This window comes from Pseudomonas sp. HAR-UPW-AIA-41 (genome assembly GCF_002304225.1).
GTDB lineage: Bacteria > Pseudomonadota > Gammaproteobacteria > Pseudomonadales > Pseudomonadaceae > Aquipseudomonas.
Window position 1 is genome coordinate 1 of the sequence record NZ_NSLB01000015.1, and the last position, 22,516, is coordinate 22,516.

At 59.4% G+C, this 22,516-nt stretch carries 36 protein-coding genes and 1 pseudogene; 34 read left to right on the top strand and 3 right to left on the bottom strand.

Going from position 1 to position 22,516, the window contains the following annotated elements; all coding sequences use genetic code 11:
- From CK486_RS16840 to bfr, 30 genes and pseudogenes are all read left to right on the top strand, one after another.
- Positions 1-98: pseudogene (locus tag CK486_RS16840) on the top strand (elongation factor Tu); the annotation flags it as partial.
- Between the two features lie 149 nt (positions 99-247).
- Positions 248-559, top strand: coding sequence for a 30S ribosomal protein S10 (rpsJ, locus tag CK486_RS16845; protein ID WP_003186070.1), 312 nt, complete (start codon positions 248-250; stop codon positions 557-559).
- 84 nt (positions 560-643) lie between these two features.
- Positions 644-1,273 carry a 50S ribosomal protein L3 gene (gene rplC / locus CK486_RS16850; RefSeq protein WP_095941467.1) on the top strand — a complete coding sequence of 210 codons (630 nt, stop codon included), beginning with the start codon at positions 644-646 and terminating at the stop codon, positions 1,271-1,273.
- A 15-nt stretch (positions 1,274-1,288) separates the two neighbouring features.
- Positions 1,289-1,891 (top strand): 50S ribosomal protein L4, encoded by a 603-nt coding sequence (gene rplD / locus CK486_RS16855; protein ID WP_095941468.1) that lies wholly within the window; start codon positions 1,289-1,291, stop codon positions 1,889-1,891.
- On the top strand, positions 1,888-2,187 hold the full coding sequence (rplW, locus tag CK486_RS16860; RefSeq protein ID WP_095941469.1) for a 50S ribosomal protein L23: 300 nt from the start codon (positions 1,888-1,890) through the stop codon (positions 2,185-2,187). The genes rplD and rplW overlap by 4 nt, the downstream gene beginning before the upstream one ends.
- Before the next feature lie 14 nt (positions 2,188-2,201).
- Positions 2,202-3,023 carry a 50S ribosomal protein L2 gene (rplB, locus tag CK486_RS16865; protein WP_095941470.1) on the top strand — a complete coding sequence of 274 codons (822 nt, stop codon included), beginning with the start codon at positions 2,202-2,204 and terminating at the stop codon, positions 3,021-3,023.
- A 16-nt stretch (positions 3,024-3,039) separates the two neighbouring features.
- Positions 3,040-3,315, top strand: coding sequence for a 30S ribosomal protein S19 (gene rpsS / locus CK486_RS16870; protein ID WP_027590504.1), 276 nt, complete (start codon positions 3,040-3,042; stop codon positions 3,313-3,315).
- A gap of 13 nt (positions 3,316-3,328) precedes the next feature.
- Complete coding sequence (gene rplV / locus CK486_RS16875) at positions 3,329-3,661, top strand: 50S ribosomal protein L22 (RefSeq protein WP_003103908.1); 333 nt, start codon at positions 3,329-3,331, stop codon at positions 3,659-3,661.
- A gap of 13 nt (positions 3,662-3,674) precedes the next feature.
- On the top strand, positions 3,675-4,361 hold the full coding sequence (gene rpsC / locus CK486_RS16880) for a 30S ribosomal protein S3 (RefSeq protein ID WP_095941471.1): 687 nt from the start codon (positions 3,675-3,677) through the stop codon (positions 4,359-4,361).
- A gap of 12 nt (positions 4,362-4,373) precedes the next feature.
- A complete protein-coding gene (gene rplP / locus CK486_RS16885; RefSeq protein ID WP_009617163.1) occupies positions 4,374-4,787 on the top strand; it encodes a 50S ribosomal protein L16 in 414 nt (137 codons plus the stop codon).
- Positions 4,787-4,978 carry a 50S ribosomal protein L29 gene (rpmC, locus tag CK486_RS16890; protein ID WP_095941472.1) on the top strand — a complete coding sequence of 64 codons (192 nt, stop codon included), beginning with the start codon at positions 4,787-4,789 and terminating at the stop codon, positions 4,976-4,978. Before rplP ends, rpmC begins: the two co-directional genes overlap by 1 nt.
- Positions 4,979-4,980: 2 nt before the next feature.
- Positions 4,981-5,247 (top strand): 30S ribosomal protein S17, encoded by a 267-nt coding sequence (gene rpsQ, locus CK486_RS16895; RefSeq protein ID WP_095941473.1) that lies wholly within the window; start codon positions 4,981-4,983, stop codon positions 5,245-5,247.
- A gap of 12 nt (positions 5,248-5,259) precedes the next feature.
- Positions 5,260-5,628 (top strand): 50S ribosomal protein L14, encoded by a 369-nt coding sequence (gene rplN, locus CK486_RS16900; RefSeq protein ID WP_095941474.1) that lies wholly within the window; start codon positions 5,260-5,262, stop codon positions 5,626-5,628.
- 12 nt (positions 5,629-5,640) lie between these two features.
- A complete protein-coding gene (gene rplX, locus CK486_RS16905) occupies positions 5,641-5,955 on the top strand; it encodes a 50S ribosomal protein L24 (protein WP_095941475.1) in 315 nt (104 codons plus the stop codon).
- A 20-nt stretch (positions 5,956-5,975) separates the two neighbouring features.
- Positions 5,976-6,515, top strand: a complete 540-nt coding sequence (rplE, locus tag CK486_RS16910; RefSeq protein WP_095941476.1) for a 50S ribosomal protein L5 — start codon at positions 5,976-5,978, stop codon at positions 6,513-6,515.
- A 10-nt stretch (positions 6,516-6,525) separates the two neighbouring features.
- Positions 6,526-6,831, top strand: a complete 306-nt coding sequence (gene rpsN, locus CK486_RS16915; RefSeq protein ID WP_095941477.1) for a 30S ribosomal protein S14 — start codon at positions 6,526-6,528, stop codon at positions 6,829-6,831.
- A gap of 180 nt (positions 6,832-7,011) precedes the next feature.
- Positions 7,012-7,404, top strand: coding sequence for a 30S ribosomal protein S8 (rpsH, locus tag CK486_RS16920; RefSeq protein WP_095941478.1), 393 nt, complete (start codon positions 7,012-7,014; stop codon positions 7,402-7,404).
- A gap of 12 nt (positions 7,405-7,416) precedes the next feature.
- Positions 7,417-7,950, top strand: coding sequence for a 50S ribosomal protein L6 (gene rplF, locus CK486_RS16925; RefSeq protein WP_095941479.1), 534 nt, complete (start codon positions 7,417-7,419; stop codon positions 7,948-7,950).
- Between the two features lie 10 nt (positions 7,951-7,960).
- On the top strand, positions 7,961-8,311 hold the full coding sequence (gene rplR, locus CK486_RS16930) for a 50S ribosomal protein L18 (protein ID WP_095941480.1): 351 nt from the start codon (positions 7,961-7,963) through the stop codon (positions 8,309-8,311).
- A 3-nt stretch (positions 8,312-8,314) separates the two neighbouring features.
- Positions 8,315-8,842, top strand: coding sequence for a 30S ribosomal protein S5 (gene rpsE, locus CK486_RS16935; RefSeq protein WP_095941481.1), 528 nt, complete (start codon positions 8,315-8,317; stop codon positions 8,840-8,842).
- A 2-nt stretch (positions 8,843-8,844) separates the two neighbouring features.
- On the top strand, positions 8,845-9,027 hold the full coding sequence (gene rpmD, locus CK486_RS16940; RefSeq protein ID WP_007161233.1) for a 50S ribosomal protein L30: 183 nt from the start codon (positions 8,845-8,847) through the stop codon (positions 9,025-9,027).
- Positions 9,028-9,030: 3 nt separating this feature from the next.
- Positions 9,031-9,465, top strand: coding sequence for a 50S ribosomal protein L15 (rplO, locus tag CK486_RS16945; RefSeq protein ID WP_095941482.1), 435 nt, complete (start codon positions 9,031-9,033; stop codon positions 9,463-9,465).
- The gene (gene secY / locus CK486_RS16950; RefSeq protein WP_095941483.1) at positions 9,466-10,794 is read left to right on the top strand and encodes a preprotein translocase subunit SecY; all 1,329 of its coding nucleotides are present in this window, start codon (positions 9,466-9,468) and stop codon (positions 10,792-10,794) included.
- 31 nt (positions 10,795-10,825) lie between these two features.
- Positions 10,826-10,942 carry a 50S ribosomal protein L36 gene (gene rpmJ, locus CK486_RS16955; protein WP_002555468.1) on the top strand — a complete coding sequence of 39 codons (117 nt, stop codon included), beginning with the start codon at positions 10,826-10,828 and terminating at the stop codon, positions 10,940-10,942.
- A 133-nt stretch (positions 10,943-11,075) separates the two neighbouring features.
- A complete protein-coding gene (gene rpsM / locus CK486_RS16960) occupies positions 11,076-11,432 on the top strand; it encodes a 30S ribosomal protein S13 (protein WP_095941484.1) in 357 nt (118 codons plus the stop codon).
- A 32-nt stretch (positions 11,433-11,464) separates the two neighbouring features.
- Positions 11,465-11,854 (top strand): 30S ribosomal protein S11, encoded by a 390-nt coding sequence (gene rpsK / locus CK486_RS16965; protein ID WP_021702690.1) that lies wholly within the window; start codon positions 11,465-11,467, stop codon positions 11,852-11,854.
- Between the two features lie 16 nt (positions 11,855-11,870).
- Positions 11,871-12,491, top strand: coding sequence for a 30S ribosomal protein S4 (rpsD, locus tag CK486_RS16970; RefSeq protein WP_095941485.1), 621 nt, complete (start codon positions 11,871-11,873; stop codon positions 12,489-12,491).
- Positions 12,492-12,514: 23 nt separating this feature from the next.
- Entirely contained in the window at positions 12,515-13,516 is a 1,002-nt protein-coding gene (gene rpoA / locus CK486_RS16975; RefSeq protein ID WP_095941486.1) for a DNA-directed RNA polymerase subunit alpha, read from the top strand.
- 43 nt (positions 13,517-13,559) lie between these two features.
- Complete coding sequence (rplQ, locus tag CK486_RS16980; RefSeq protein ID WP_095941487.1) at positions 13,560-13,949, top strand: 50S ribosomal protein L17; 390 nt, start codon at positions 13,560-13,562, stop codon at positions 13,947-13,949.
- A gap of 193 nt (positions 13,950-14,142) precedes the next feature.
- Positions 14,143-14,607 carry a bacterioferritin gene (bfr, locus tag CK486_RS16985; RefSeq protein ID WP_095941488.1) on the top strand — a complete coding sequence of 155 codons (465 nt, stop codon included), beginning with the start codon at positions 14,143-14,145 and terminating at the stop codon, positions 14,605-14,607.
- 51 nt (positions 14,608-14,658) lie between these two features.
- Here the strand turns inward: bfr and uvrA are convergent, their stop codons facing one another.
- Positions 14,659-17,493 carry an excinuclease ABC subunit UvrA gene (gene uvrA, locus CK486_RS16990; RefSeq protein WP_095941489.1) on the bottom strand — a complete coding sequence of 945 codons (2,835 nt, stop codon included), beginning with the start codon at positions 17,491-17,493 and terminating at the stop codon, positions 14,659-14,661.
- Between the two features lie 128 nt (positions 17,494-17,621).
- Between uvrA and CK486_RS16995 the strand changes: the two genes are divergently transcribed.
- From CK486_RS16995 to CK486_RS17010, 4 genes are read left to right on the top strand one after another with little or no spacing between them, the layout of a single operon-like run.
- Positions 17,622-19,016, top strand: coding sequence for an MFS transporter (locus CK486_RS16995; RefSeq protein ID WP_095941490.1), 1,395 nt, complete (start codon positions 17,622-17,624; stop codon positions 19,014-19,016).
- Positions 19,017-19,025: 9 nt separating this feature from the next.
- The gene (locus CK486_RS17000) at positions 19,026-19,508 is read left to right on the top strand and encodes a single-stranded DNA-binding protein (RefSeq protein WP_095941491.1); all 483 of its coding nucleotides are present in this window, start codon (positions 19,026-19,028) and stop codon (positions 19,506-19,508) included.
- 27 nt (positions 19,509-19,535) lie between these two features.
- Positions 19,536-20,420: a sugar nucleotide-binding protein gene (locus CK486_RS17005; protein ID WP_095941492.1), complete on the top strand. Its 885-nt coding sequence runs from the start codon at positions 19,536-19,538 to the stop codon at positions 20,418-20,420.
- 7 nt (positions 20,421-20,427) lie between these two features.
- Positions 20,428-21,354 (top strand): NAD-dependent epimerase/dehydratase family protein, encoded by a 927-nt coding sequence (locus tag CK486_RS17010; protein ID WP_095941493.1) that lies wholly within the window; start codon positions 20,428-20,430, stop codon positions 21,352-21,354.
- Between the two features lie 10 nt (positions 21,355-21,364).
- Here the strand turns inward: CK486_RS17010 and CK486_RS17015 are convergent, their stop codons facing one another.
- Positions 21,365-21,712, bottom strand: a complete 348-nt coding sequence (locus CK486_RS17015; RefSeq protein WP_095941494.1) for a SirB2 family protein — start codon at positions 21,710-21,712, stop codon at positions 21,365-21,367.
- A gap of 65 nt (positions 21,713-21,777) precedes the next feature.
- Entirely contained in the window at positions 21,778-22,464 is a 687-nt protein-coding gene (locus tag CK486_RS17020) for an OmpW family protein (RefSeq protein ID WP_095941495.1), read from the bottom strand.
- Between the last annotated feature and the right edge of the window lie 52 nt (positions 22,465-22,516).

Genomic DNA, 22,516 nt, shown 5'->3' on the forward strand with positions numbered 1-22,516 from the left:
TGATCAAGCCGATCGCCATGGAAGATGGTCTGCGCTTCGCGATTCGCGAAGGCGGCCGTACCGTTGGTGCCGGCGTGGTTGCCAAGGTCATCGAGTAATCGATTGATCTGTGAAAAGGGCCCTTCGGGGCCCTTTTTCTATTTGTTGATCATTTATTGACACCCCTAGGGCGCATCCGTACAATTGCGCCTCCTTTTATCGGGCGTTTTGCGTCCGGTGGGAATGGCAACTTGGAGTCTAAGGTCAAATGCAAAACCAACAAATCCGTATTCGGTTGAAGGCTTTTGACCATCGCCTGATCGATCAATCTACCCAGGAAATCGTGGAAACCGCGAAACGTACTGGTGCTCAGGTGCGTGGTCCGATTCCTCTGCCAACTCGCAAGGAGCGTTTCACTGTTCTGGTTTCTCCGCACGTCAACAAAGACGCGCGCGACCAGTACGAGATTCGCACTCATAAGCGTGTTCTGGACATCGTCCAGCCGACGGATAAAACCGTTGATGCGCTGATGAAGCTTGATCTTGCGGCTGGCGTGGAAGTGCAGATCAGCCTCGGCTAAAACCCTGCGGTTTTAGTCGTGTAACGCTCTGAAATGGGCGGCCATAGCGGGTGAAAGCCCCGTACACTCATGAGGTTTTACAACATGACTATTGGTGTAGTCGGTCGTAAGTGCGGCATGACCCGCATTTTCACCGAAGAAGGTGTCTCCATTCCGGTTACGGTCATCGAGGTCGAACCGAATCGCGTCACCCAGTTCAAAAATGAAGAGAGCGATGGCTATCGTGCAGTCCAGGTGACTGTCGGCGAGCGTCGTGCCTCCCGTGTGACCAAGGCTCAGGCCGGTCACTTTGCCAAGGCCAACGTTGCTGCTGGTCGCGGTGTTTGGGAATTCCGCCTTGAAGAGGGCGAGTACCAGGCCGGCGATTCGATCAGTGTTGATCTGTTCCAGGCTGGTCAGCTGGTGGATGTCACCGGTCAGTCCAAGGGTAAAGGTTATGCCGGTACCATCAAGCGCTGGAACTTCCGTGGTCAAGATAATACCCACGGTAACTCCGTCTCCCACCGTGCTCCGGGTTCCATTGGTCAGTGCCAGACTCCGGGTCGCGTATTCAAGGGCAAGAAAATGTCCGGTCACCTGGGCGCTGAGCGCGTGACTGTGCAGTCCCTGGAAGTGGTCCGTGTCGATGCCGAGCGCAATCTGCTGCTGGTCAAGGGTGCCGTTCCGGGCGCTCCTGGTGGCGACGTGATCGTGCGTCCGGCTGCCAAGGCTTAAGGGGAGAGTGCTGAGATGCAATTGAATGTAAATGGCGCTCAGGCTATCGAAGTCTGCGAGCGTACTTTTGGCGGCGAATTCAACGAGACTCTGGTTCACCAGGCTGTTGTTGCCTACATGGCCGGTGGCCGTCAGGGCACTCGCGCGCAAAAGACCCGTTCCGAAGTTTCCGGTGGTGGCAAGAAGCCGTGGCGTCAGAAGGGCACTGGTCGTGCTCGTGCTGGCACCATTCGCAGCCCCATCTGGCGTTCCGGTGGTGTGACCTTTGCTGCCAAGCCTCAGGATCACAGCCAGAAGCTGAACAAGAAGATGTACCGCGCTGCTCTGCGTTCCATCCTTGCTGAGCTGGTTCGCTCCGAGCGTCTGATCGTGGTTGAGGACTTCACCGTTGAAGCGCCGAAGACCAAGGACCTGCTGGCCAAGCTGAACGGCATGGGCCTGACCGACGTGCTGATCGTTTCCGATGCCGTTGATCAGAACCTGTACCTGGCCGCGCGCAACCTGCCGCATGTCGATGTGCGTGACGTACAAGGTTCCGACCCGGTAAGTCTGATCGCCTATGACAAGGTGCTGGTCACCGTGTCGGCTGTGAAGAAATTCGAGGAGCTGCTGGGATGAACCAGGAACGCGTATTCAAAGTGCTGGTTGGCCCGCACATCTCCGAGAAGGCCACCGTACTTGCTGATAGCAAGGGTCAGTTCGTTTTCAAGGTTGCTACTGACGCAACCAAGCTGGAAATCAAGAAGGCCGTCGAAACCCTGTTCGGTGTAAAGGTTGCTCGCGTAACTACCCTGAACGTCAAGGGCAAGACCAAGCGCACTGTCCGCGGTCTGGGCAAGCGTAACGACTGGAAAAAAGCGTACATCGCTCTCCAGCCGGGCCAGGATCTCGATTTCACCAGCAGTGCTGAGTAAGGAAGGGGCGCATCATGGCAATCGTTAAATGCAAACCGACTTCCGCAGGCCGCCGCTTTGTAGTCAAAGTGGTCAATCAGGACCTGCACAAAGGGGCTCCGTACGCGCCGCTGCTGGAAAAGAAGTCGAAGTCTGGTGGTCGTAACAACAACGGCCGCATCACCACTCGCCACATCGGCGGTGGTCATAAGCAGCACTACCGTCTGGTCGATTTCCGCCGCAACAAGGATGGCATTCCTGCCACCGTTGAGCGCATCGAATACGACCCGAACCGTACTGCTCACATCGCTCTGCTGAAGTATGCAGATGGCGAGCGCGCCTACATCATCGCCCCGAAGGGCGTGAAAGCTGGCGATCAGCTGGTATCCGGTGCTCAGGCTCCGATCAAGGCTGGTAACTCGCTGCCGCTGCGTAACATTCCGGTGGGTAGCACCATTCACGGCATCGAACTGAAGCCGGGTAAGGGTGCGCAGATCGCTCGCTCCGCGGGTGCTTCGGCCCAGCTGGTTGCTCGTGAAGGTGCTTACGTGACTGTGCGTCTGCGCTCCGGCGAGATGCGTAAAGTCCTGTCGGAATGCCGCGCGACTCTCGGTGAGGTTTCCAACTCCGAGCATAGCCTGCGCTCCCTGGGCAAGGCCGGTGCCAAGCGCTGGCGCGGTGTTCGTCCGACCGTTCGTGGTGTTGCCATGAACCCGGTTGATCACCCGCATGGTGGTGGTGAGGGTCGTACTTCTGGTGGTCGTCACCCGGTTTCGCCGTGGGGCTTCCCGACCAAGGGTGCGAAGACTCGCTCCAACAAGCGCACCGACAACATGATCGTTCGTCGCCGCAAGTAACTAGAGGGATACGACAGTGCCGCGTTCTCTGAAAAAAGGTCCTTTTATCGATCTTCACCTACTGAAGAAGGTCGAAGTGGCGGTGGAAAAGAACGATCGCAAGCCGGTTAAAACCTGGTCGCGTCGCTCCATCGTGCTGCCGCAAATGGTCGGTCTGACCATTGCTGTACATAACGGTCGTCAGCATGTTCCCGTTCTTGTGAACGAAGACATGGTCGGCCACAAACTCGGCGAGTTCGCTGCTACCCGCACTTATCGTGGGCACGCTGCGGACAAGAAAGCCAAGCGTTAAGGGGTAAGGAACGATGGAAGTAGCCGCTAAGCTGTCGGGCGCTCGAATCTCCGCCCAGAAAGCCCGCTTGGTCGCCGACCAGATCCGTGGGAAGAAGGTGGGCGAAGCGCTCAACCTCCTGGCTTTCAGTTCGAAGAAAGCTGCCGAGATCATGAAGAAAGTGCTGGAGTCGGCCGTAGCCAACGCCGAGCACAACGAAGGTGCGGATGTGGACGATCTCAAAGTCTCCACCGTCTTCGTCAACGAAGGGCGTTCGCTGAAGCGCATCATGCCGCGTGCCAAAGGCCGTGCTGATCGCATCGTCAAGCGGTCTTGCCATATCACTGTCAAGGTTGCGGACAAGTAACGGAGTCGATCAGATGGGTCAGAAAGTACATCCCACTGGCATTCGCCTGGGTATCGTCAAGGAGCACACCTCCGTTTGGTATGCAGACAAGCGTCAATACGCTGATTATCTGCTGGCCGACCTGCAGGTTCGTGAGTATCTCCAGGACAAACTAAAAAGCGCGTCCGTAAGCCGTATCGACATTGCTCGTCCGGCTCAAACCGCACGCATCACCATCCACACCGCTCGTCCCGGCATTGTGATCGGCAAGAAAGGTGAAGATGTTGAGAAGCTGCGTCAGGACCTGACCAAGCAAATGGGTGTGCCTGTGCACATCAACATCGAAGAAATCCGCAAGCCGGAACTCGATGCCCTGCTGGTTGCACAGAGCGTTGCTCAGCAGCTGGAGCGCCGCGTTATGTTCCGTCGCGCCATGAAGCGCGCCGTACAGAACGCCATGCGTATTGGTGCCAAAGGCATCAAGATCCAGGTGAGTGGTCGTCTTGGTGGTGCGGAAATCGCGCGTACCGAGTGGTATCGCGAAGGTCGTGTGCCTCTGCACACCCTGCGTGCCGACATCGACTACAACACTTACGAAGCGCACACCACTTACGGTGTGATCGGTGTGAAGGTTTGGATCTTCAAGGGCGAGGTCATCGGTGGCCTGCGTGAAGAGCTGAAGCCGACCGCTCCGGCGCCTCGTAAAAAAGCTGCTAAATAAGGGGTACGCCAAATGTTGCAACCTAAGCGTACGAAGTTCCGCAAGCAAATGACCGGCCACAACCGTGGTCTGGCTCATCGCGGTAGCAAAGTCAGCTTCGGTGAGTTCGCCCTCAAGGCAACCAGCCGTGGCCGCCTCACTGCCCGCCAGATCGAGTCCGCACGTCGTGCGCTCACCCGTCACGTAAAGCGTGGCGGTAAGATCTGGATCCGTGTTTTCCCCGACAAGCCTGTTACCAAGAAGCCCCTGGAAGTACGTATGGGTAAAGGTAAGGGTGGCGTCGAGTACTGGGTAGCCCAGATTCAGCCGGGCAAGGTCCTGTACGAGATCGAGGGTGTTTCCGAAGAGCTGGCGCGCGAAGCATTCGCTCTGGCTGCTGCAAAGCTGCCGCTCGCCACCTCCTTTGTTAAGCGGACGGTGATGTGATGAAAGCGAATGAACTTCGTGGAAAATCCGCGCAGGAACTGAACGAGCAGCTGCTCGGTCTGCTGCGCGACCAGTTCAATCTGCGCATGCAGAAGGCAACTGGTCAGCTGGGGCAGTCTCACCTGCTCTCGCAAGTGAAGCGCGACATCGCTCGCGTTAAGACTGTGCTCAACCAGCAGGCAGGTAAGTAATCATGGCTGAAGCTCAGAAAGTAGTCCGTACGCTGACTGGCCGTGTTGTCAGCGACAAGATGGACAAAACCATCACCGTTCTGATCGAGCGTCGCGTAAAGCACCCGATCTACGGTAAATACGTGAAGCGTTCCACCAAACTGCACGCGCACGACGAAAACAATCAGTGCCGCATTGGTGACACCGTCACCATTCGCGAAACCCGTCCGGTCGCCAAGACCAAGGCGTGGGCTCTGGTTGAGATCGTTGAGCGCGCTGTAGAAGTGTAAGGGTGTAGAGCCATGATTCAGACTCAATCCATGCTCGATGTGGCCGATAACAGCGGCGCCCGCCGTGTTATGTGCATCAAGGTGCTGGGTGGTTCGCACCGCCGTTATGCTGCCATCGGTGACATCATCAAGGTAACCGTTAAGGAAGCGATTCCGCGCGGCAAGGTAAAGAAAGGCCAGGTCATGAGTGCCGTGGTCGTTCGTACCAAGCATGGCGTACGTCGTCCTGACGGCTCCATCATTCGTTTCGACGGCAATGCCGCAGTCCTGCTGAACAACAAGCAGGAGCCTATCGGCACCCGTATCTTTGGCCCGGTGACTCGTGAACTTCGCTCTGAGAAGTTCATGAAAATTGTCTCCCTGGCCCCCGAAGTGCTGTAAGGAGAAGCCGTCATGCAAAAGATTCGTCGTGACGACGAAGTCATCGTCATCGCCGGCAAAGACAAGGGCAAGCGCGGTAAGGTGCTGAAAGTTCTCGCTGACGACCGTCTGGTCGTTGGTGGGATCAACATGATCAAGCGCCACACCAAGCCGAACCCGATGCTGGGCAATCAAGGCGGTATCGTCGAGAAGGAAGCCCCGCTGCACGTCTCCAACGTTGCCATCTTCAATGCTGAAACCAACAAGGCTGACCGCGTTGGTTTCAAACTCGAAGACGGTAAGAAGATTCGTGTCTTCAAGTCCACCCAAAAGCCGGTTGGCGCTTGAGCACTGCTAGGTAAAACACCATGGCACGACTGAAAGAGATTTATCGGAATGAAATCGCGCCCAAGCTGAAAGAAAGCCTTCAGCTGGGCAACGTGATGGAAGTTCCGCGTATCACCAAGATCACCCTGAACATGGGTCTGGGCGAAGCGATTGGCGATAAGAAAATTATCGAAAACGCTCTGGCTGACCTGGAAAAGATTGCTGGTCAAAAGCCGGTTGTCACCTTTGCCCGCAAGTCCGTTGCAGGCTTCAAGGTGCGCGAGGGCTGGCCGATTGGCGTCAAAGTAACTCTGCGTGGCGATCGCATGTACGAGTTCCTGGACCGCCTGCTGACCATCTCTCTGCCGCGCGTTCGTGACTTCCGTGGTCTGAATGCCAAGTCCTTCGATGGCCGTGGCAACTACAGCATGGGCGTCAAAGAGCAGATCATTTTCCCGGAAATCGATTACGACAAGATCGATGCGCTGCGTGGTATGGACATCACCCTGACCACCACCGCTCGTAACGATGATGAAGGTCGTGCTCTGATGCGCGCCTTCAAATTCCCGTTCCGTAACTGAGGACTAGGACATGGCCAAGACAAGCATGAAGAACCGTGAGCTGAAGCGTCAGCAAACGGTTGCCAAGTACGCCAAGAAGCGTGCTGAGCTGAAAGCTACCATCGCCAATCCGAACTCCACTCCGGAACAGCGTTGGGAAGCTCAGGTTGCCCTGCAGAAGCAGCCCCGTGACGCGAGCGCCAGCCGCCTGCGTAACCGCTGCCGTCTGACCGGTCGTCCGCACGGTGTCTATCGCAAGTTCGGCCTGAGCCGTATCAAGCTGCGTGAAGCTGCCATGCGTGGTGACGTACCGGGTCTGGTGAAAGCCAGCTGGTAATCGATCTGCCCCGGCAATGCCGGGGTTGACGGTCTAATGAATCAAGCCCCTTTTGGGGCTTGATTCATTTTTGATCAGTCTATAGAATGCCCGGCTCGCCTGAGCCCGGCATTTTGCTGTGCCCGTTTGGGTGATTTTGGCCTTAGTGCCGTTCATTTGTGTATCAGGAGCATCAAGCCCATGAGTATGCAGGACCCGTTAGCAGACATGCTAACTCGCATCCGTAATGCCCAGATGGCTGAAAAGTCCGTCGTAAGCATGCCGTCTTCGAAGCTGAAGGTGGCGGTTGCCCAAGTTCTCAAGAGCGAAGGCTACATCGCGGATTTCAAAGTCAGTTCTGAAGCCAAGCCGTCCCTGTCCATCGATCTCAAGTATTTCGAAGGCAAGCCGGTTATCGAAGAGCTGAAGCGCGCCAGCCGCCCAGGCCTGCGCCAATACAAGCCGGTTGATCAGCTGCCGAAAGTGCGCGGCGGTCTCGGCGTTTCCATCGTCTCCACCAACAAGGGTGTGATGACGGATCGCGCTGCTCGCGCTGCCGGTGTCGGCGGCGAAGTACTGTGCACAGTGTTCTAAGGGGGAGAAAGCATGTCTCGCGTTGCTAAGAACCCCGTCAAGCTGCCCGCTGGTGTTGAGGTCAAACTCGCCGGTCAGCAGCTGTCGATCAAGGGCTCCAAGGGTGCTCTTGAACTGAACGTGCATCCGTCTGTTGAAGTGATTCAGGAAGCTGGTGAGCTGCGTTTCGCTGCTCGCAACGGCGACAACCAGAATCGCGCCATGGCCGGTACCACTCGCGCGCTGGTCAACAACATGGTGACCGGTGTTAGCCAAGGCTTCGAGCGCAAACTGCAGCTGGTAGGTGTGGGTTACAAAGCCCAGGCCAAAGGCCAAGTGCTCTCTCTGGCTCTCGGCTTCTCGCACCCAATCGACTACGAACTGCCGCAAGGCGTTACCGCTGAAACCCCGAGCCAGACCGATATCCTGATCAAGGGTATCGACAAGCAGCTCGTGGGCCAGGTGGCTGCGGAGATTCGTGACTTCCGTCGTCCTGAGCCGTACAAAGGCAAAGGTGTTCGCTACTCCGACGAAGTCGTACGTCGCAAAGAAGCCAAGAAAAAGTAGGGCATAGCAAATGAGCGTAAAGAAAGAAACCCGTCTGCGTCGCGCTCGCAAGGCACGCCTGAAGATGCGCGAGCTGGAAGCCGTACGCCTTTGTGTATACCGCTCTTCCCAGCACATCTACGCCCAGGTCCTGTCGGCCGACGGCGCCAAAGTCCTGGCCAGTGCCTCGACTCTGGACAAAGAACTGCGCGATGGTGCCACTGGCAACGTCGACGCGGCCAAGAAGGTTGGTCAACTGGTTGCCGAGCGTGCTAAGGCCGCTGGCATCACTCAGGTGGCATTCGACCGTTCTGGCTTCAAGTACCACGGTCGCGTTAAAGCGCTGGCCGATGCTGCTCGTGAAGGCGGGCTGGAGTTCTAAGTTATGGCAAATAACGAGCAAAAGCGCGATCGCGGCGCCCGTGACGATGCACAGAGCGATGGCTACACCGAGAAGCTGGTGCAGGTTAATCGCGTTGCTAAGACCGTAAAAGGCGGCCGTATCTTCACTTTCACCGCGCTGACCGTGGTGGGTGATGGCAATGGTCGCGTCGGTTTCGGTCGCGGTAAATCCCGCGAAGTGCCGGCTGCTATCCAGAAAGCTATGGAAGCTGCCCGTCGCAACATGATCCAGGTTGACCTGGATGGCACCACTCTGCAGTACCCGATCAAGTCCGCCCATGGCGCCTCCAAGGTGTACATGCAGCCGGCTTCTGAAGGTACCGGTATCATCGCCGGCGGCGCCATGCGTGCTGTTCTGGAAGTGGCTGGTGTGCAGAACGTTCTGGCCAAGTGCTATGGCTCCACCAATCCGGTGAACGTGGTGTATGCCACCTTCAAGGGTCTGAAGAACATGCAGTCCCCGGCATCCGTGGCCGCCAAGCGTGGTAAGAGCGTCGAGGAGATTCTCTGATCATGGCTAACGCAACTGTCAAAGTCACGCTGATCAAGAGCGTGCATGGCCGCCTGGCCAATCACAAAGCCTGCGTCAAAGGCCTCGGCCTGCGTCGTATCGGTCACACCGTTGAAGTTCAGGACACTCCTGAGAATCGCGGCATGATCAACAAGGCTTACTACCTGCTGCGCGTAGAGGGTTAATCCATGCAACTGAACGATCTGCGTTCCGCGCCGGGTGCCCGTCGCGAAAAGCACCGTCCGGGCCGTGGTATCGGTAGCGGTCTCGGTAAGACCGGTGGCCGTGGCCACAAAGGTCAAACCTCCCGCTCCGGTGGCACCATTGCTCCGGGCTTCGAGGGTGGTCAACAGCCGTTGCACCGTCGCCTGCCGAAGTTCGGCTTCGTTTCCCTGAAGGCCATGGATCGCGCAGAAGTGCGCACTTCCGAACTGGCCAAAGTGGAAGGCGATGTCGTCTCCCTGCAGTCGCTGAAGGACGCCAACGTCATCAACCAAAACGTACAGCGCGTTAAAGTCATGCTGTCCGGTGAGGTTGGTCGCGCGGTGACCCTCAAAGGTATCGCTGCCACCAAGGGTGCGCGTGCGGCTATCGAAGCAGCTGGCGGTAAGTTCGAGGACTAAATGGCTAAGCAAGGTGCTCTCTCAGCGCTCAGCAATGGCGGGTTGTCCGAGCTCTGGGCTCGACTGCGTTTCCTGTTCCTGGCGATTATCGTCTATCGGATTGGTGCGCACATTCCGGTGCCCGGAATCAACCCTGACCGGCTGGCCGAGCTGTTCCGGCAGAACGAGGGGACCATTCTTAGCCTGTTCAACATGTTTTCCGGTGGCGCGCTGGAGCGCATGAGTATTTTTGCACTTGGGATCATGCCGTACATCTCGGCATCGATCATCATGCAGCTCATGACCGCTGTCAGCCCGCAACTGGAGCAGTTGAAAAAGGAAGGTGAAGCTGGCCGTCGCAAGATCAGCCAGTACACCCGCTACGGCACCCTGGTGCTGGCTTTTGTTCAGGCTATCGGCATGTCCGTCGGTCTGGCTGGTCAGGGTGTGGCATTCTCTACCGACTTCGGTTTCTACTTCGTGGCAGTCACCACTTTCGTAGCTGGTGCCATGTTCATGATGTGGTTGGGTGAGCAGATCACCGAGCGTGGTATCGGCAATGGTATTTCCATGCTGATCTTCGCCGGTATCGTGGCTGGCCTGCCGTCGGCGATAGGGCAGTCCTTCGAATCGGCGCGTCAGGGCGATATCAATATCTTCGCTCTGATCGCGATCGGTTTGCTGGCAGTTGCCATCATCGGCTTCGTGGTGTTCATCGAGCGTGGTCAGCGTCGCATTGCGGTGCACTACGCCAAGCGTCAGCAGGGCCGTAAGGTCTTCGCTGCCCAGACCAGCCACCTGCCGCTGAAGGTCAACATGGCTGGCGTGATTCCGGCAATTTTTGCCAGCAGCATCCTGCTGTTCCCGGCTTCGCTGGGTTCGTGGTTCGGTCAGTCCGAGGGTATGGGCTGGCTGCAGGAAGTTGCTCAGTCGATCGCGCCCGGTCAGCCGCTGAACATTCTGCTGTTTAGTGCAGGGATCATCTTCTTCTGCTTCTTCTACACAGCCCTGATGTTCAATCCGAAGGATGTGGCGGAAAACCTGAAGAAGTCCGGTGCCTTTATCCCGGGTATTCGTCCGGGTGAGCAGTCGGCACGCTATATCGATGGCGTTCTGACCCGCTTGACCCTGTTCGGTGCTCTGTACATGACGGCTGTCTGCCTGCTGCCCCAGTTCCTGGTGGTGGCGGCCAATGTGCCGTTCTACCTTGGCGGGACCTCGTTGCTGATCGTGGTCGTGGTTGTTATGGACTTTATGGCCCAAGTACAATCGCACCTCGTTTCGCACCAGTACGAATCCCTGATGAAGAAAGCCAACCTGAAGGGCTATGGCGGCGGAATGCTCCGCTGATATAGCGTCCGTAAGGTTCTAGGAGTTACTGATGAAAGTTCGTGCATCGGTCAAGAAGCTGTGCCGCAACTGCAAGATCATTCGCCGCGAAGGTGTTGTTCGCGTGATCTGCAGCGCGGAGCCGCGTCACAAGCAGCGCCAAGGCTGAGTGTGATTCACGCGTAATGAGCCCGGCAGCTAGTGCGCTGCCGGGTTGATTCTTTGTTATTACAGCGCTAATATCTCGCGCCCTATTTCTTGGCTTCCAGGGCGTGGGTAGCTGTCAATTGGAGTTCCACTGAATGGCCCGTATTGCAGGCGTCAACATTCCGGATAACAAGCACACTGTTATCTCGCTGACCTACATCTATGGTGTCGGTCGCACAACCGCGCAAAAGATCTGCGCTGTTACCGGTGTAAACCCGGCAGCAAAAATCAAGGATCTGAGCGACGAGCAGATTGAACAGCTGCGTGGCGAAGTCGCAAAGCTCACCACTGAAGGTGACCTGCGCCGCGAAGTTAACATGAACATCAAGCGTCTGATGGACCTGGGCTGCTACCGCGGTCTGCGTCACCGTCGTGGCTTGCCTGTTCGTGGTCAGCGTACCAAGACCAACGCGCGTACCCGTAAGGGCCCGCGTAAGCCGATCCGCAAGTAACATTGCGCCAGCGAATCGACAGGAAATAAGTCATGGCTAAGCCAGCTGCTCGTACTCGTAAGAAAGTCAAAAAGACAGTGGTGGATGGCATCGCCCATATCCACGCGTCTTTCAATAACACCATCGTGACCATCACTGACCGTCAAGGTAATGCTCTGTCCTGGGCTACCTCCGGTGGTTCGGGCTTCCGTGGTTCCCGTAAGAGCACCCCGTTCGCTGCCCAGGTGGCTGCTGAGCGCGCTGGTCAAGCGGCTCTGGAATACGGTTTGAAGAACCTCGACGTAAACGTCAAAGGCCCGGGCCCGGGTCGCGAATCCGCTGTGCGTGCACTGAACGCCTGCGGCTACAAGATCGCCAGCATCACCGACGTGACGCCTATCCCGCACAACGGGTGCCGTCCGCCGAAGAAGCGTCGCGTGTAATAGGAGACAGTGAAGAATGGCTCGTTACATTGGTCCCAAGTGCAAACTGTCTCGTCGTGAAGGCACCGATCTCTTTCTGAAGAGTGGTGCGCGCGCGCTCGAATCCAAGTGCAACATCGAATCCGCTCCTGGTCAGCATGGCGCCCGTCGTGGCCGTCTGTCCGACTACGGTCTGCAGCTGCGTGAGAAGCAGAAAGTTCGTCGTATCTACGGCGTACTCGAGCGTCAGTTCAGCAGCTACTACAAGGAAGCTGCCCGCCGTAAGGGCGCTACCGGCGAAAACCTGCTGCAACTCCTCGAGTGCCGCCTGGACAACGTCGTGTATCGCATGGGCTTCGGTGCTACTCGCGCAGAGTCCCGTCAGCTGGTATCGCACAAGTCGATCACCGTTAACGGCAAAACTCTGAACATCCCGTCTTACCAGGTTCAGGCCGGTGACGTTGTGGCTGTTCGCGAGAAGTCGAAAAACCAGCTGCGTATCGCTCAAGCTCTGGAACTGGCCGCTCAGCGCGGTCGTCTCGAGTGGCTCGATGTCGATGCCGAGAAGAAGTCTGGCGTGTTCAAGAGCGTGCCGGCTCGCAGCGACCTGTCTGCCGACATCAACGAAAACCTGATTGTCGAGCTCTACTCCAAGTAAGAGTTAGAAAATAGGTGCTATCCATGCAGAGTTCGGTAAATGAGTTCCTGACCCCCCGCCACATTGATGTGCAGGTGGTCAGTCCGACCCGTGCCAAGATCACGCTCGAGCCTCTCGAGCGTGGTTTCGGCCATACCCTGGGCAACGCGCTGCGTCGCATCCTGTTGTCCTCCATGCCCGGCTGTGCAGTAGTCGAGGCCGAAATCGATGGCGTGCTCCACGAGTACAGCGCCATCGAGGGTGTGCAGGAAGATGTAATTGAAATCCTGCTGAACCTGAAAGGCCTGGCTATCAAGCTGCATGGCCGTGACGAGGTAACCCTGAACCTTTCCAAGAAAGGCGCAGGCGTGGTCACCGCCGCCGACATTCAGCTGGATCACGATGTTGAAATCGTCAACGGCGACCACGTGATTGCCAACTTGGCGGACAACGGTGTTCTGAACATGAAGCTCACTGTGGCTCGTGGTCGCGGCTATGAGCCGGCTGACGCGCGTCAGAGTGACGAAGATGAAAGCCGCAGCATTGGTCGTCTGCAGCTGGACTCTTCTTTCAGCCCGGTCCGTCGTGTTGCCTACGTGGTGGAAAACGCCCGCGTTGAGCAGCGCACCAACCTGGACAAGCTGGTTCTTGATCTGGAAACCAACGGTACCCTGGATCCCGAAGAGGCTATCCGTCGTGCCGCGACCATTCTGCAGCAGCAGCTGGCCGCGTTCGTCGACCTCAAGGGTGACAGTGAGCCGGTCGTGGTTGAGCAGGAAGATGAGATCGATCCGATCCTCCTGCGCCCGGTCGATGATCTCGAGCTGACCGTACGTTCGGCCAACTGCCTGAAGGCGGAGAACATTTACTACATCGGTGATCTGATTCAGCGCACCGAAGTAGAACTGTTGAAGACTCCGAACCTGGGCAAGAAGTCCCTGACTGAGATCAAGGACGTTCTGGCATCCCGCGGTCTGTCCCTCGGCATGCGCCTCGACAACTGGCCGCCGGCAAGTCTGAAGAAAGACGATAAGGCCACGGCCTGATCGTCACGATCACCGAACTTGAAGTTTGGTAAGGAATTGAACCATGCGTCATCGTAAAAGTGGCCGTCACCTGAGCCGCACCAGCGCACACCGCAAGGCCATGTTCCAGAACATGGCGGTGTCCCTGTTCGAACACGAGCTGATCAAAACCACCCTTCCGAAAGCCAAGGAACTGCGCCGCGTTGCCGAGCCGCTGATCACCCTGGCCAAGGAAGACAGCGTTGCCAACCGTCGTCTGGCTTTCGACCGCACTCGCTCCAAAGAAGCGGTCGGCAAGCTGTTCAACGATCTGGGCAAGCGTTACGCCAACCGTCAAGGTGGCTATCTGCGTATTCTCAAGTGCGGCTTCCGCGCTGGTGACAACGCTCCGATGGCCTACGTTGAGCTGGTTGACCGTCCGGTCGCTGGTGCTGTAGAAGCTGCTGCCGAGTAATCGGTAGTGCAATAAAAACGGCTTGCCCGGTTTTTTATTGCCTGTAAGAAAGTGCCCAGGCAGCGTTTGGGTCGGCGTCCGTTGCTCTTGCAACAGATGCGCAACGGCGGGTGCCTGCAGCATTGCGCTTGACCGAATGGGTTAGCCGGGCCAGCATGTTTTGAGTTACCCCATACCGTTCAAGGATATGCCAATGAAAGGCCACGCCGAGGTCGTCGATTACCTGAAGCAACTGCTTAAGGGTGAACTGGCTGCGCGCGACCAGTACTTCGTGCACTCCCGTTATTACGAGGATTGGGGCTTCAGCAAGCTGTATGAGCGCATCAACCATGAGATGGAAGAGGAGACGCAGCATGCCGATGCGCTGCTCAAGCGCATTCTCTTCCTGGAGGGTATACCTGACATGGCGCCAACAGCCTTTAGCTTCGGGCAGAGCGTTCCCGAGATGCTTAAGCTCGATCTGGCGCTGGAATATGAGGTGCGTGCAGCCCTCGCCAAGGGCATTGCGCTGTGCGAGCAGTATCAGGATTACACCACGCGTGACATTCTCCTGGCTCAGCTCAAGGATACCGAAGAAGATCATGCTTACTGGCTGGAGATTCAGCTGGCACTGATCGACAAGGTTGGTCTGGAAAACTACCTGCAATCCCAGATGTAACCCGGCACTCATGAAAAAGCCCCGCATTGCGGGGCTTTTTCGTTTCGGCCTTTACGTCCTGTCGCGAGCCAGCAGTGGCTTGAGGAAGTACCCGGTGTGCGACTGCTGCATTTCTGAGACCTCCTCCGGTGTCCCGGCGGCGATGATCATGCCGCCCTTGGAGCCGCCTTCCGGCCCGAGGTCGACGATCCAGTCGGCAGTCTTGATCACGTCCAGATTGTGCTCGATCACCACCACTGTGTTGCCGTGGTCACGTAGGCGGTGCAGCACGTCGAGCAGTTGCTGGATGTCGGCGAAATGCAGGCCGGTAGTCGGCTCGTCGAGGATGTACAGGGTCTTGCCGGTGTCGCGTTTGGAAAGTTCGCGGGACAGCTTGACCCGCTGCGCCTCGCCGCCGGACAGCGTCGTCGCGCTCTGGCCCAGCTTGATGTAGGAGAGGCCGACGTCGATCAGAGTCTGCAGCTTGCGGGCAATGGCCGGCACGGCATCGAAGAACTCGCGGGCTTCCTCGATGGTCATGTCGAGCACCTCGGTGATGCTCTTGCCCTTGTACTTCACTTCTAGGGTTTCGCGGTTGTAGCGCTTGCCCTTGCACACGTCGCAAGGCACGTAGATGTCCGGCAGGAAGTGCATCTCCACCTTGATCACGCCGTCGCCCTGGCAGGCCTCGCAGCGGCCGCCCTTGACGTTGAAGCTGAAGCGGCCCGGGCCATAGCCGCGCGAACGGGCCTCCGGCACGCCGGCGAACAGCTCGCGGATCGGGGTGAAAAGGCCTGTGTAAGTGGCCGGATTCGAGCGCGGCGTGCGACCGATGGGGCTCTGGTCGATATCGACCACCTTGTCCAGATGCTGCAGGCCATCGAGGCTGTCGTGGGGCGCTGCCTCGAGTGTCGTGGCGCCGTTGAGCGCGGTCGATGCCAGGGGGAACAGGGTGTTGTTGATCAGCGTCGATTTGCCCGAGCCGGATACGCCAGTGACGCAGGTGAGCAGGCCAAGTGGTATTTCCAGGTCGACGTTGCGCAGGTTGTTGCCGCGCGCGCCCTTGAGCTTGAGCTGTTTCTTCTTGTCGCGTGGCGTGCGGTTGGCCGGATAGCGGATCTTCTCGCGGCCGGAGAGGTACTTGCCGGTTAGTGAGTCGGGGTGGGCCATGACCTCTACAGGTGTGCCTTCGGCGACGATGCGGCCGCCATGCACGCCGGCGCCGGGGCCGATATCCACCACATAGTCCGCCAGTCGGATGGCATCTTCGTCGTGCTCGACAACGATGACCGTGTTGCCCAGGTTGCGCAGGTGGGTGAGGGTGGCCAGCAGGCGTTCGTTGTCGCGCTGGTGCAGGCCGATGGAAGGCTCGTCGAGGATGTACATCACACCGACCAGGCCCGCGCCGATCTGGCTGGCCAGGCGGATGCGCTGCGCCTCGCCGCCGGACAGGGTGTCGGCGCTGCGATCCAGAGTCAGGTAGTCGAGGCCGACATTGACCAGAAATTGCAGGCGCTCGCGGATTTCCTTGAGGATCTTGTCGGCGATCTCGCCGCGGCGGCCAGTCAGGGTCAGGCTGCCAAAGTAGTCGCAAGCTTCACCGACCGGCAGGGATGTGACGGCTGGCAGTGTGCGCTCGCCCACCCATACATGGCGTGCCTCGCGGCGCAGGCGGGTGCCGCGGCAGTCCGGGCAGGGCTGGGTGCTGAGGAACTTGGCGAGTTCTTCCCGCACGGTTTGCGATTCGGTCTCGCGGTAGCGCCGCTCGAGGTTGGGAATGATGCCCTCGAAGGGGTGGGCGCGTTTGACGATGTCGCCGCGGTCGTTGAGGTAGCGGAATTCGACATTCTGCGAGCCGCTGCCGAACAGGATGACTTTCTGGTGCTCAGCGCTCAGATCGTCGAACGGCTCCTCCAGGCTGAAGCCATAGTGCGCGGCCAGTGAGGCCAGCATCTGGAAGTAGTAGACGTTGCGCCGGTCCCAGCCGCGAATCGCGCCTTCGGCCAGTGTCAGCTCGCCGTTGACCAGGCGCTTGGCGTCGAAGAACTGTTTGACGCCCAGACCGTCACAGGTCGGGCAGGCACCGGCCGGGTTGTTGAAGGAGAACAGCTTGGGTTCCAGCTCGCTGATCGAGTGGCCGCAATGCGGGCAGGCGAAGCGGGCGGAGAAGATGATTTCATCCCCCTCTTCATCGTCCATAGGGGCGACCAGAGCGATGCCGTCGGCCAGGTTCAGGGCGGTCTCGAAGGATTCGGCCAGGCGCTGCTGCAGGTCTTCGCGCACCTTGAAACGGTCCACCACCACGTCAATCGAGTGCTTCTTCTGCTTGTCCAGCTTGGGCAGTTCGTCCAGTTCGTAGAGCTTGCCGTTGACCCGGGCGCGGACGAAGCCCTGAGCGCGCATTTCCTCGAACACGGAGAGGTGCTCGCCTTTGCGCTCGCGGATGACCGGCGCTAGGAGCATCAGCTTGCGACCTTCCGGTAGGGCCAGCACCTGGTCGACCATCTGGCTGACCGTCTGCGCTTCCAGTGGCACGTCGTGGTCCGGGCAGCGGGGAATACCGACGCGGGCGTAGAGCAGGCGCAGGTAGTCGTAGATCTCGGTAATGGTGCCAACCGTCGAGCGCGGGTTGTGCGAGGTCGATTTCTGCTCGATGGAGATGGCCGGCGACAGGCCTTCGATGGTGTCGACGTCAGGCTTTTCCATCATCGACAGGAACTGCCGGGCATAGGCCGACAGCGACTCGACATAGCGGCGCTGGCCCTCGGCGTAGAGTGTGTCGAAAGCCAGTGATGACTTGCCTGAGCCGGACAGGCCAGTGATCACGATCAGCTTGTCGCGCGGCAGGGTCAGGTCGATGTTCTTCAGGTTGTGGGTGCGCGCCCCACGAATCAGGATCTTGTCCACGACAGGCCTCGAAGGCGGGCGGAAACCCGCGAGTATACGGCCGCTGGCCAGTGCACAGCAAAGCGCGCGCCTGTGCCGGAGGCGGGCGGGCTGATAGAATCGCGGCCTCGATTTTCCAGGGGGTCGTCATGCACGATCTGCACGACGCGCGCATGAGCGCTCGCGAAACCCGCGCGGCCGGAGGGCTGGCGCTGGTGTATGCCTTTCGCATGCTGGGCATGTTCATGGTTCTGCCGGTACTGGCGACATACGGCCAGGATCTGGCGGGCGCTACGCCGGCCTTGATCGGTCTGGCGATTGGCGCCTATGGCCTGACTCAGGCTGTGCTGCAGATTCCTTTCGGTACGCTGTCCGATCGTATCGGGCGCATGCCGGTCATCGTCTTTGGCTTGCTGGTGTTTGCTGCAGGTGCGGTCCTGGCGGCCAATGCCGAGAGTATCTGGGGCGTGATCGCCGGACGGGTGCTGCAGGGGGCGGGGGCTATCTCGGCGGCTGTTATGGCGCTGTTGTCAGACCTGACCCGCGAGCAGCACCGGACCAAGGCCATGGCTATGATCGGCATGAGCATAGGCCTGTCGTTTGCTGTGGCCATGGTCGTTGGCCCGCTGCTGACGCGGGCCTTTGGGCTGGCGGGGCTGTTCTGGGCGACCGCGGGCATGGCTTTGCTGGGGCTGGTCATCGTGCTGCTGGTGGTGCCGCGTGCGCCGCAGGCGCTGGCCCACCGTGAGTCGAATATCGCCCGGCAGGCTCTGGCGGCCACACTCAAACATCCGGAACTGCTGCGCCTGAACATCGGCATCGGCGTGCTGCATGCGATTCTGATGGCGAGCTTTGTCGCCTTGCCCCTGGCCTTGGTGGAGCAGGGTGGCCTGCCCAAGGAACAGCACTGGTGGGTGTATCTGGCGGCGTTGCTGATCGGATTCTTCGGCATGGTGCCGTTCATCATCTATGGCGAGAAGAAGCGCCAGATGAAGCGCGTGCTGGTAGGGGCGATCAGTGTGCTGCTGCTCTGCGAGCTCTTCTTCTGGCAGTTCGGCACCAGTCTGCAGTGGCTGGTGGTGGGTAATGTGATCTTCTTTACCGCCTTCAACCTGCTCGAGGCTTCCCTGCCGTCGCTGGTCAGCAAAGTGGCTCCGGCTGGCGGCAAGGGTACGGCGATGGGGCTGTATTCCACCAGTCAGTTCCTCGGTGCGGCCGTGGGCGGTCTGTTCGGTGGCTGGATGTATCAGCACCTGGGCTTTGCCGGAGTGTTTATCAGCTGTGCGCTGCTGGCGCTTTTCTGGCTTGGCTTTGCTGCTACTATGCGTGAGCCGCCTTACGTGACCAGTCTGCGTCGGCCGCTCAGTGCCATGGCGCTGGCGGATCACAGTCTGGTGGGGCGCATTCTGGCGGTGCCTGGCGTCAGTGACGCGGTGGTCGTCGCCGAAGAAGCGGCCCTGTACATCAAAGTGGACACCCAACAATTGAATCGTGCGTTGCTCGAGCGGGAGCTCGAAGAGGCGCCGGTTACGCATTCAGCTTAGGAGAACGAAATGGCCCGTGGGGTAAACAAAGTCATTCTGATCGGTAACGTCGGCGGCGATCCGGAAACCCGTTATCTGCCCAATGGCAACGCGGTGACCAACATCACCCTGGCCACTACCGACAGCTGGAAGGACAAGCAGACCGGTCAGCAGCAGGAGCGCACCGAATGGCACCGCGTGGTGTTCTTCGGCAAGCTGGCGGAAATCGCCGGCGAGTACCTGCGCAAGGGTGGCCAGTGCTATATCGAGGGTCGTCTGCAAACCCGCGAGTGGGAGAAGGACGGCGTCAAGCGCTACACCACCGAGATCGTGGTGGACATGAACGGCACCCTGCAACTGCTCGGTGGTCGTGGTGGCAATGCCGGTGATGATGCGCCGCGCGCGCCGCGTCCGCAGCGCGAACCGCAACAGGCTGCCCCGCGTCAGGCGCCGCAGGCCGCTGCCCAGCCGGCACCGGACTACGACAGCTTCGACGACGACATTCCGTTCTGATCCTGGCTGGCCAGGAGCTGACCTCGCATGCGCATGCGCTTGTTGTTGCTGGGTGGTGGCAGTGCTCTCGGCCAGGCCCTGATTCGTCAGGGCGCTGAGGAGGACATCGGCTTCCTCGCGCCGCGTCCGCCCGAACAGGGTTGGGACGCCGCCAGTCTGACCCTCCTGCTGGACGAAACGCGGCCGGATGCTGTGGTCAACCTGGCCTATTACTTCGACTGGTTCCAGGCCGAGCAGATCGGCGAGAGCCGGTTTGCCGCGCAGGAACGCGCCGTAGAGCGTCTTGCCGAGCTCTGCCAGCACCACGGCGTGGTGCTGTTGCAGCCTTCCAGTTACCGAGTCTTCGATGGCGCCCGCGCCACCGCCTACGGCGAGCGTGACGAGCCGCTGCCGCTGGGTCTGCGTGGTCAGGCGCTGTGGCGCATGGAGCAGAGCGTGCGCGCCCTGTGTCCGCGGCACGTGTTGCTGCGTTTTGGCTGGCTGCTGGACGACAGTGCCGAAGGCTCTGTCGGACGCTTTCTGCGCCGGGCGATGCGCGGCGATGAGCTGATGCTGGCGGATGACCGGCGCGGTAATCCGACCCCGGTCGATGATGCCGCGCGGGTGGTGCTGGCCGTACTCAAGCAGCTCGATTGCCAGTCGCCTCTGTGGGGTACCTACCACTACGGAGGTCATGAGGCGACCACGGCGCTGGCGCTGGGGCAGGCTATTCTGGAAGAGGCGCGCGCGTTGCGGGCGATCAAGACCGAGGCGGTTGTCGCTCAGGCCCATGCAGCCAGACCGGATAGCGGCGATGAGCCTCAGCATGCCGTGCTGGCCTGCAAGAAGATCCTCAACACCTTCGGCGTCAAGCCGCGTGCCTGGCGTTCCGGCCTGCCCAGTCTGCTGGATCGTTATTTCCGCCATCAGTGAGAACGTCATGACTGCTCCCATTCTGGTGACCGGCGGAGCCGGTTTTATTGGCTCGCATCTGGTTGATGCGTTGCTGGCGCAGGGCCATGCGGTGCGGGTGCTGGATAACCTGTCCACCGGCAAACGCAGCAACCTGCCGCTGGATAATCCACGTCTGCAGCTACTGGTTGGCGATGTGGCCGATGCTGCTCTGGTGCGCGAGGCCGTCGAGGGCTGCGCAGCGGTCGCTCATCTCGCTGCGGTGGCCTCGGTGCAGGCCTCGGTAGACGAGCCGGTCAGTACGCATCAAAGCAACTTCATCGGCACGCTGAATGTCTGCGAGGCCATGCGCGAACATGGTGTGCGCCGCGTGCTGTTTGCCTCCAGTGCAGCAGTGTATGGGCAGAATGGTGAGGGCGAGGCGATTGCCGAAGACACGCCCAAGTCCCCGCTCACGCCATATGCCGCAGACAAGCTGGCCAGTGAGCATTACCTGGACTTCTACCGCCGCCAGCATGATCTGCAGCCGGTGGTGTTCCGCTTCTTCAATATTTTCGGGCCGCGTCAGGATCCGTCATCGCCGTATTCCGGGGTGATCAGCATCTTCTGTGAGCGTGCTCAGGCCGGCTTGCCGATCAGTGTTTTCGGTGACGGTGAGCAGACCCGTGATTTCTTCTATGTGGCCGATCTGGTGCGCCTGCTGCTGCAGGGCCTGAACATGCCTGACACTCCGGCGGGGGCCGTCAATGTCGGGTTGAACCAGGCGACCAGCCTCAATCAGTTGCTGGCTGCCATCGAACAGGTCCTGGGCGGCCTGCCGACTGTCACTTATGCGCCGGCGCGCAGTGGCGACATCCGCCATTCGCGTGCGGATAACCGTCGTCTGTTGCAGCACTATGAACTGGGGGCGATCACCCCTCTGGCGACGGGCTTGGCCGCGTTGCTCAGACGCTAGAAGCCAGAGTTCAGAATGGCTTGAGGCGGGCCAGCGCCAGTACGGCGGCAATGCACAGGCCGCAAGCCAGGCTCAGCAGGGCTTTGGCCGGGCCGGGCGTGCGCCGCAGTGTCAGTGCTGCCAGCACGATGTAGAGCAGCAGCGCTACCATCTTCAGTTGCAGCCAGCCAGGCAGTGGCCAGGGCATGGCCTGCCAGATCAACAGGCCAGCGCTGAGCAGCAACAGGCTGTCGATGCCGTGCATCCAGTATGGTGTGCGTTGCTGCCGGCCCTGCCAGCTGCTCCAGAGGCGCCAGCCAAACAGGCCGATGCTGGTCAGCGCCAGGGCGATATGCAGGCTCTTGAGCGCAAGGTACATAGGTGGCCCAAACAAAAAAGGGCGCCCGAAGGCGCCCTAGCTGCGGTTGCCCACAGGGAGTGTGCTTAGAACTTGTAGCCCAGGCCGACCATGTAAACGAACGGGTCAACGTCGACGTCAACTTCGACTTCGCGGCCACCGAAGGAGGTGGTGCCCTTGGTGTCGATGTCGATGTAACGCACTTGGGCGTTGAGCATGACGTTGTCCGTCAGCATGTAATCCATGCCCAGTTGGTAGGCCAGACCCCAGGAATCGTCCAGATCCAGGCCGCTGAAGCCCTTATCTTCAGCCGCGCCGGTCAGCTCGGTGTCGAAGAACCAGGTGTAGTTAATGCCCAGGCCGGCATACGGCTGGAAGGCAGAGGCTTTATCCAGCGGGTAGTAGACTACCGACAGGGTCGGCGGCAGGTGCTTCAGTTCACCCAGTTTGCCGTTCAGGCCGGCGAACGGGCCTGGCATACCGGAAACACCGACGTTGTGAGTGAACGGAGTGGCAGCCAGCAGCTCGATACCGATGTTGTCGGTAGCCATGTACATGAAGTTCAGGCCCAGCTGGGTGTCGCTGTCCAAGGTGGCTTTAGTGCCGGCAACGTCGGTACCCAGAGCGCCAACCCAGATGTCGCTGCTGTCTTCGTGCGGATCTACGGTGACAGCACCGGCACGGACAACGATATCGCCGGCCTCATAGGCATTAGCGAAAGGGGCAGCTACGGCAAGGGCCAGAAGCGAAGCGGTGAACAGAGATTTACGCATGATGTGCTCCAGCAAGTGATGAGCTTTTGTATTGGCTGGCTGCATTGTCTGA

What these genes read in the sequence shown, in the direction of transcription:
- rpsJ (WP_003186070.1), top strand. Translation starts at nt 248, where the DNA reads ATGCAAAACCAACAAATCCGTATTCGGTTGAAGGCTTTTGACCATCGC.
- rplC (WP_095941467.1), top strand. Translation starts at nt 644, where the DNA reads ATGACTATTGGTGTAGTCGGTCGTAAGTGCGGCATGACCCGCATTTTC.
- rplD (WP_095941468.1), top strand. Translation starts at nt 1,289, where the DNA reads ATGCAATTGAATGTAAATGGCGCTCAGGCTATCGAAGTCTGCGAGCGT.
- rplW (WP_095941469.1), top strand. Translation starts at nt 1,888, where the DNA reads ATGAACCAGGAACGCGTATTCAAAGTGCTGGTTGGCCCGCACATCTCC.
- rplB (WP_095941470.1), top strand. Translation starts at nt 2,202, where the DNA reads ATGGCAATCGTTAAATGCAAACCGACTTCCGCAGGCCGCCGCTTTGTA.
- rplV (WP_003103908.1), top strand. Translation starts at nt 3,329, where the DNA reads ATGGAAGTAGCCGCTAAGCTGTCGGGCGCTCGAATCTCCGCCCAGAAA.
- rpsC (WP_095941471.1), top strand. Translation starts at nt 3,675, where the DNA reads ATGGGTCAGAAAGTACATCCCACTGGCATTCGCCTGGGTATCGTCAAG.
- rplP (WP_009617163.1), top strand. Translation starts at nt 4,374, where the DNA reads ATGTTGCAACCTAAGCGTACGAAGTTCCGCAAGCAAATGACCGGCCAC.
- rpmC (WP_095941472.1), top strand. Translation starts at nt 4,787, where the DNA reads ATGAAAGCGAATGAACTTCGTGGAAAATCCGCGCAGGAACTGAACGAG.
- rpsQ (WP_095941473.1), top strand. Translation starts at nt 4,981, where the DNA reads ATGGCTGAAGCTCAGAAAGTAGTCCGTACGCTGACTGGCCGTGTTGTC.
- rplN (WP_095941474.1), top strand. Translation starts at nt 5,260, where the DNA reads ATGATTCAGACTCAATCCATGCTCGATGTGGCCGATAACAGCGGCGCC.
- rplX (WP_095941475.1), top strand. Translation starts at nt 5,641, where the DNA reads ATGCAAAAGATTCGTCGTGACGACGAAGTCATCGTCATCGCCGGCAAA.
- rplE (WP_095941476.1), top strand. Translation starts at nt 5,976, where the DNA reads ATGGCACGACTGAAAGAGATTTATCGGAATGAAATCGCGCCCAAGCTG.
- rpsN (WP_095941477.1), top strand. Translation starts at nt 6,526, where the DNA reads ATGGCCAAGACAAGCATGAAGAACCGTGAGCTGAAGCGTCAGCAAACG.
- rpsH (WP_095941478.1), top strand. Translation starts at nt 7,012, where the DNA reads ATGAGTATGCAGGACCCGTTAGCAGACATGCTAACTCGCATCCGTAAT.
- rplF (WP_095941479.1), top strand. Translation starts at nt 7,417, where the DNA reads ATGTCTCGCGTTGCTAAGAACCCCGTCAAGCTGCCCGCTGGTGTTGAG.
- rplR (WP_095941480.1), top strand. Translation starts at nt 7,961, where the DNA reads ATGAGCGTAAAGAAAGAAACCCGTCTGCGTCGCGCTCGCAAGGCACGC.
- rpsE (WP_095941481.1), top strand. Translation starts at nt 8,315, where the DNA reads ATGGCAAATAACGAGCAAAAGCGCGATCGCGGCGCCCGTGACGATGCA.
- rpmD (WP_007161233.1), top strand. Translation starts at nt 8,845, where the DNA reads ATGGCTAACGCAACTGTCAAAGTCACGCTGATCAAGAGCGTGCATGGC.
- rplO (WP_095941482.1), top strand. Translation starts at nt 9,031, where the DNA reads ATGCAACTGAACGATCTGCGTTCCGCGCCGGGTGCCCGTCGCGAAAAG.
- secY (WP_095941483.1), top strand. Translation starts at nt 9,466, where the DNA reads ATGGCTAAGCAAGGTGCTCTCTCAGCGCTCAGCAATGGCGGGTTGTCC.
- rpmJ (WP_002555468.1), top strand. Translation starts at nt 10,826, where the DNA reads ATGAAAGTTCGTGCATCGGTCAAGAAGCTGTGCCGCAACTGCAAGATC.
- rpsM (WP_095941484.1), top strand. Translation starts at nt 11,076, where the DNA reads ATGGCCCGTATTGCAGGCGTCAACATTCCGGATAACAAGCACACTGTT.
- rpsK (WP_021702690.1), top strand. Translation starts at nt 11,465, where the DNA reads ATGGCTAAGCCAGCTGCTCGTACTCGTAAGAAAGTCAAAAAGACAGTG.
- rpsD (WP_095941485.1), top strand. Translation starts at nt 11,871, where the DNA reads ATGGCTCGTTACATTGGTCCCAAGTGCAAACTGTCTCGTCGTGAAGGC.
- rpoA (WP_095941486.1), top strand. Translation starts at nt 12,515, where the DNA reads ATGCAGAGTTCGGTAAATGAGTTCCTGACCCCCCGCCACATTGATGTG.
- rplQ (WP_095941487.1), top strand. Translation starts at nt 13,560, where the DNA reads ATGCGTCATCGTAAAAGTGGCCGTCACCTGAGCCGCACCAGCGCACAC.
- bfr (WP_095941488.1), top strand. Translation starts at nt 14,143, where the DNA reads ATGAAAGGCCACGCCGAGGTCGTCGATTACCTGAAGCAACTGCTTAAG.
- CK486_RS16995 (WP_095941490.1), top strand. Translation starts at nt 17,622, where the DNA reads ATGCACGATCTGCACGACGCGCGCATGAGCGCTCGCGAAACCCGCGCG.
- CK486_RS17000 (WP_095941491.1), top strand. Translation starts at nt 19,026, where the DNA reads ATGGCCCGTGGGGTAAACAAAGTCATTCTGATCGGTAACGTCGGCGGC.
- CK486_RS17005 (WP_095941492.1), top strand. Translation starts at nt 19,536, where the DNA reads ATGCGCATGCGCTTGTTGTTGCTGGGTGGTGGCAGTGCTCTCGGCCAG.
- CK486_RS17010 (WP_095941493.1), top strand. Translation starts at nt 20,428, where the DNA reads ATGACTGCTCCCATTCTGGTGACCGGCGGAGCCGGTTTTATTGGCTCG.
- CK486_RS17015 (WP_095941494.1), bottom strand. Translation starts at nt 21,712, where the DNA reads ATGTACCTTGCGCTCAAGAGCCTGCATATCGCCCTGGCGCTGACCAGC.
- CK486_RS17020 (WP_095941495.1), bottom strand. Translation starts at nt 22,464, where the DNA reads ATGCGTAAATCTCTGTTCACCGCTTCGCTTCTGGCCCTTGCCGTAGCT.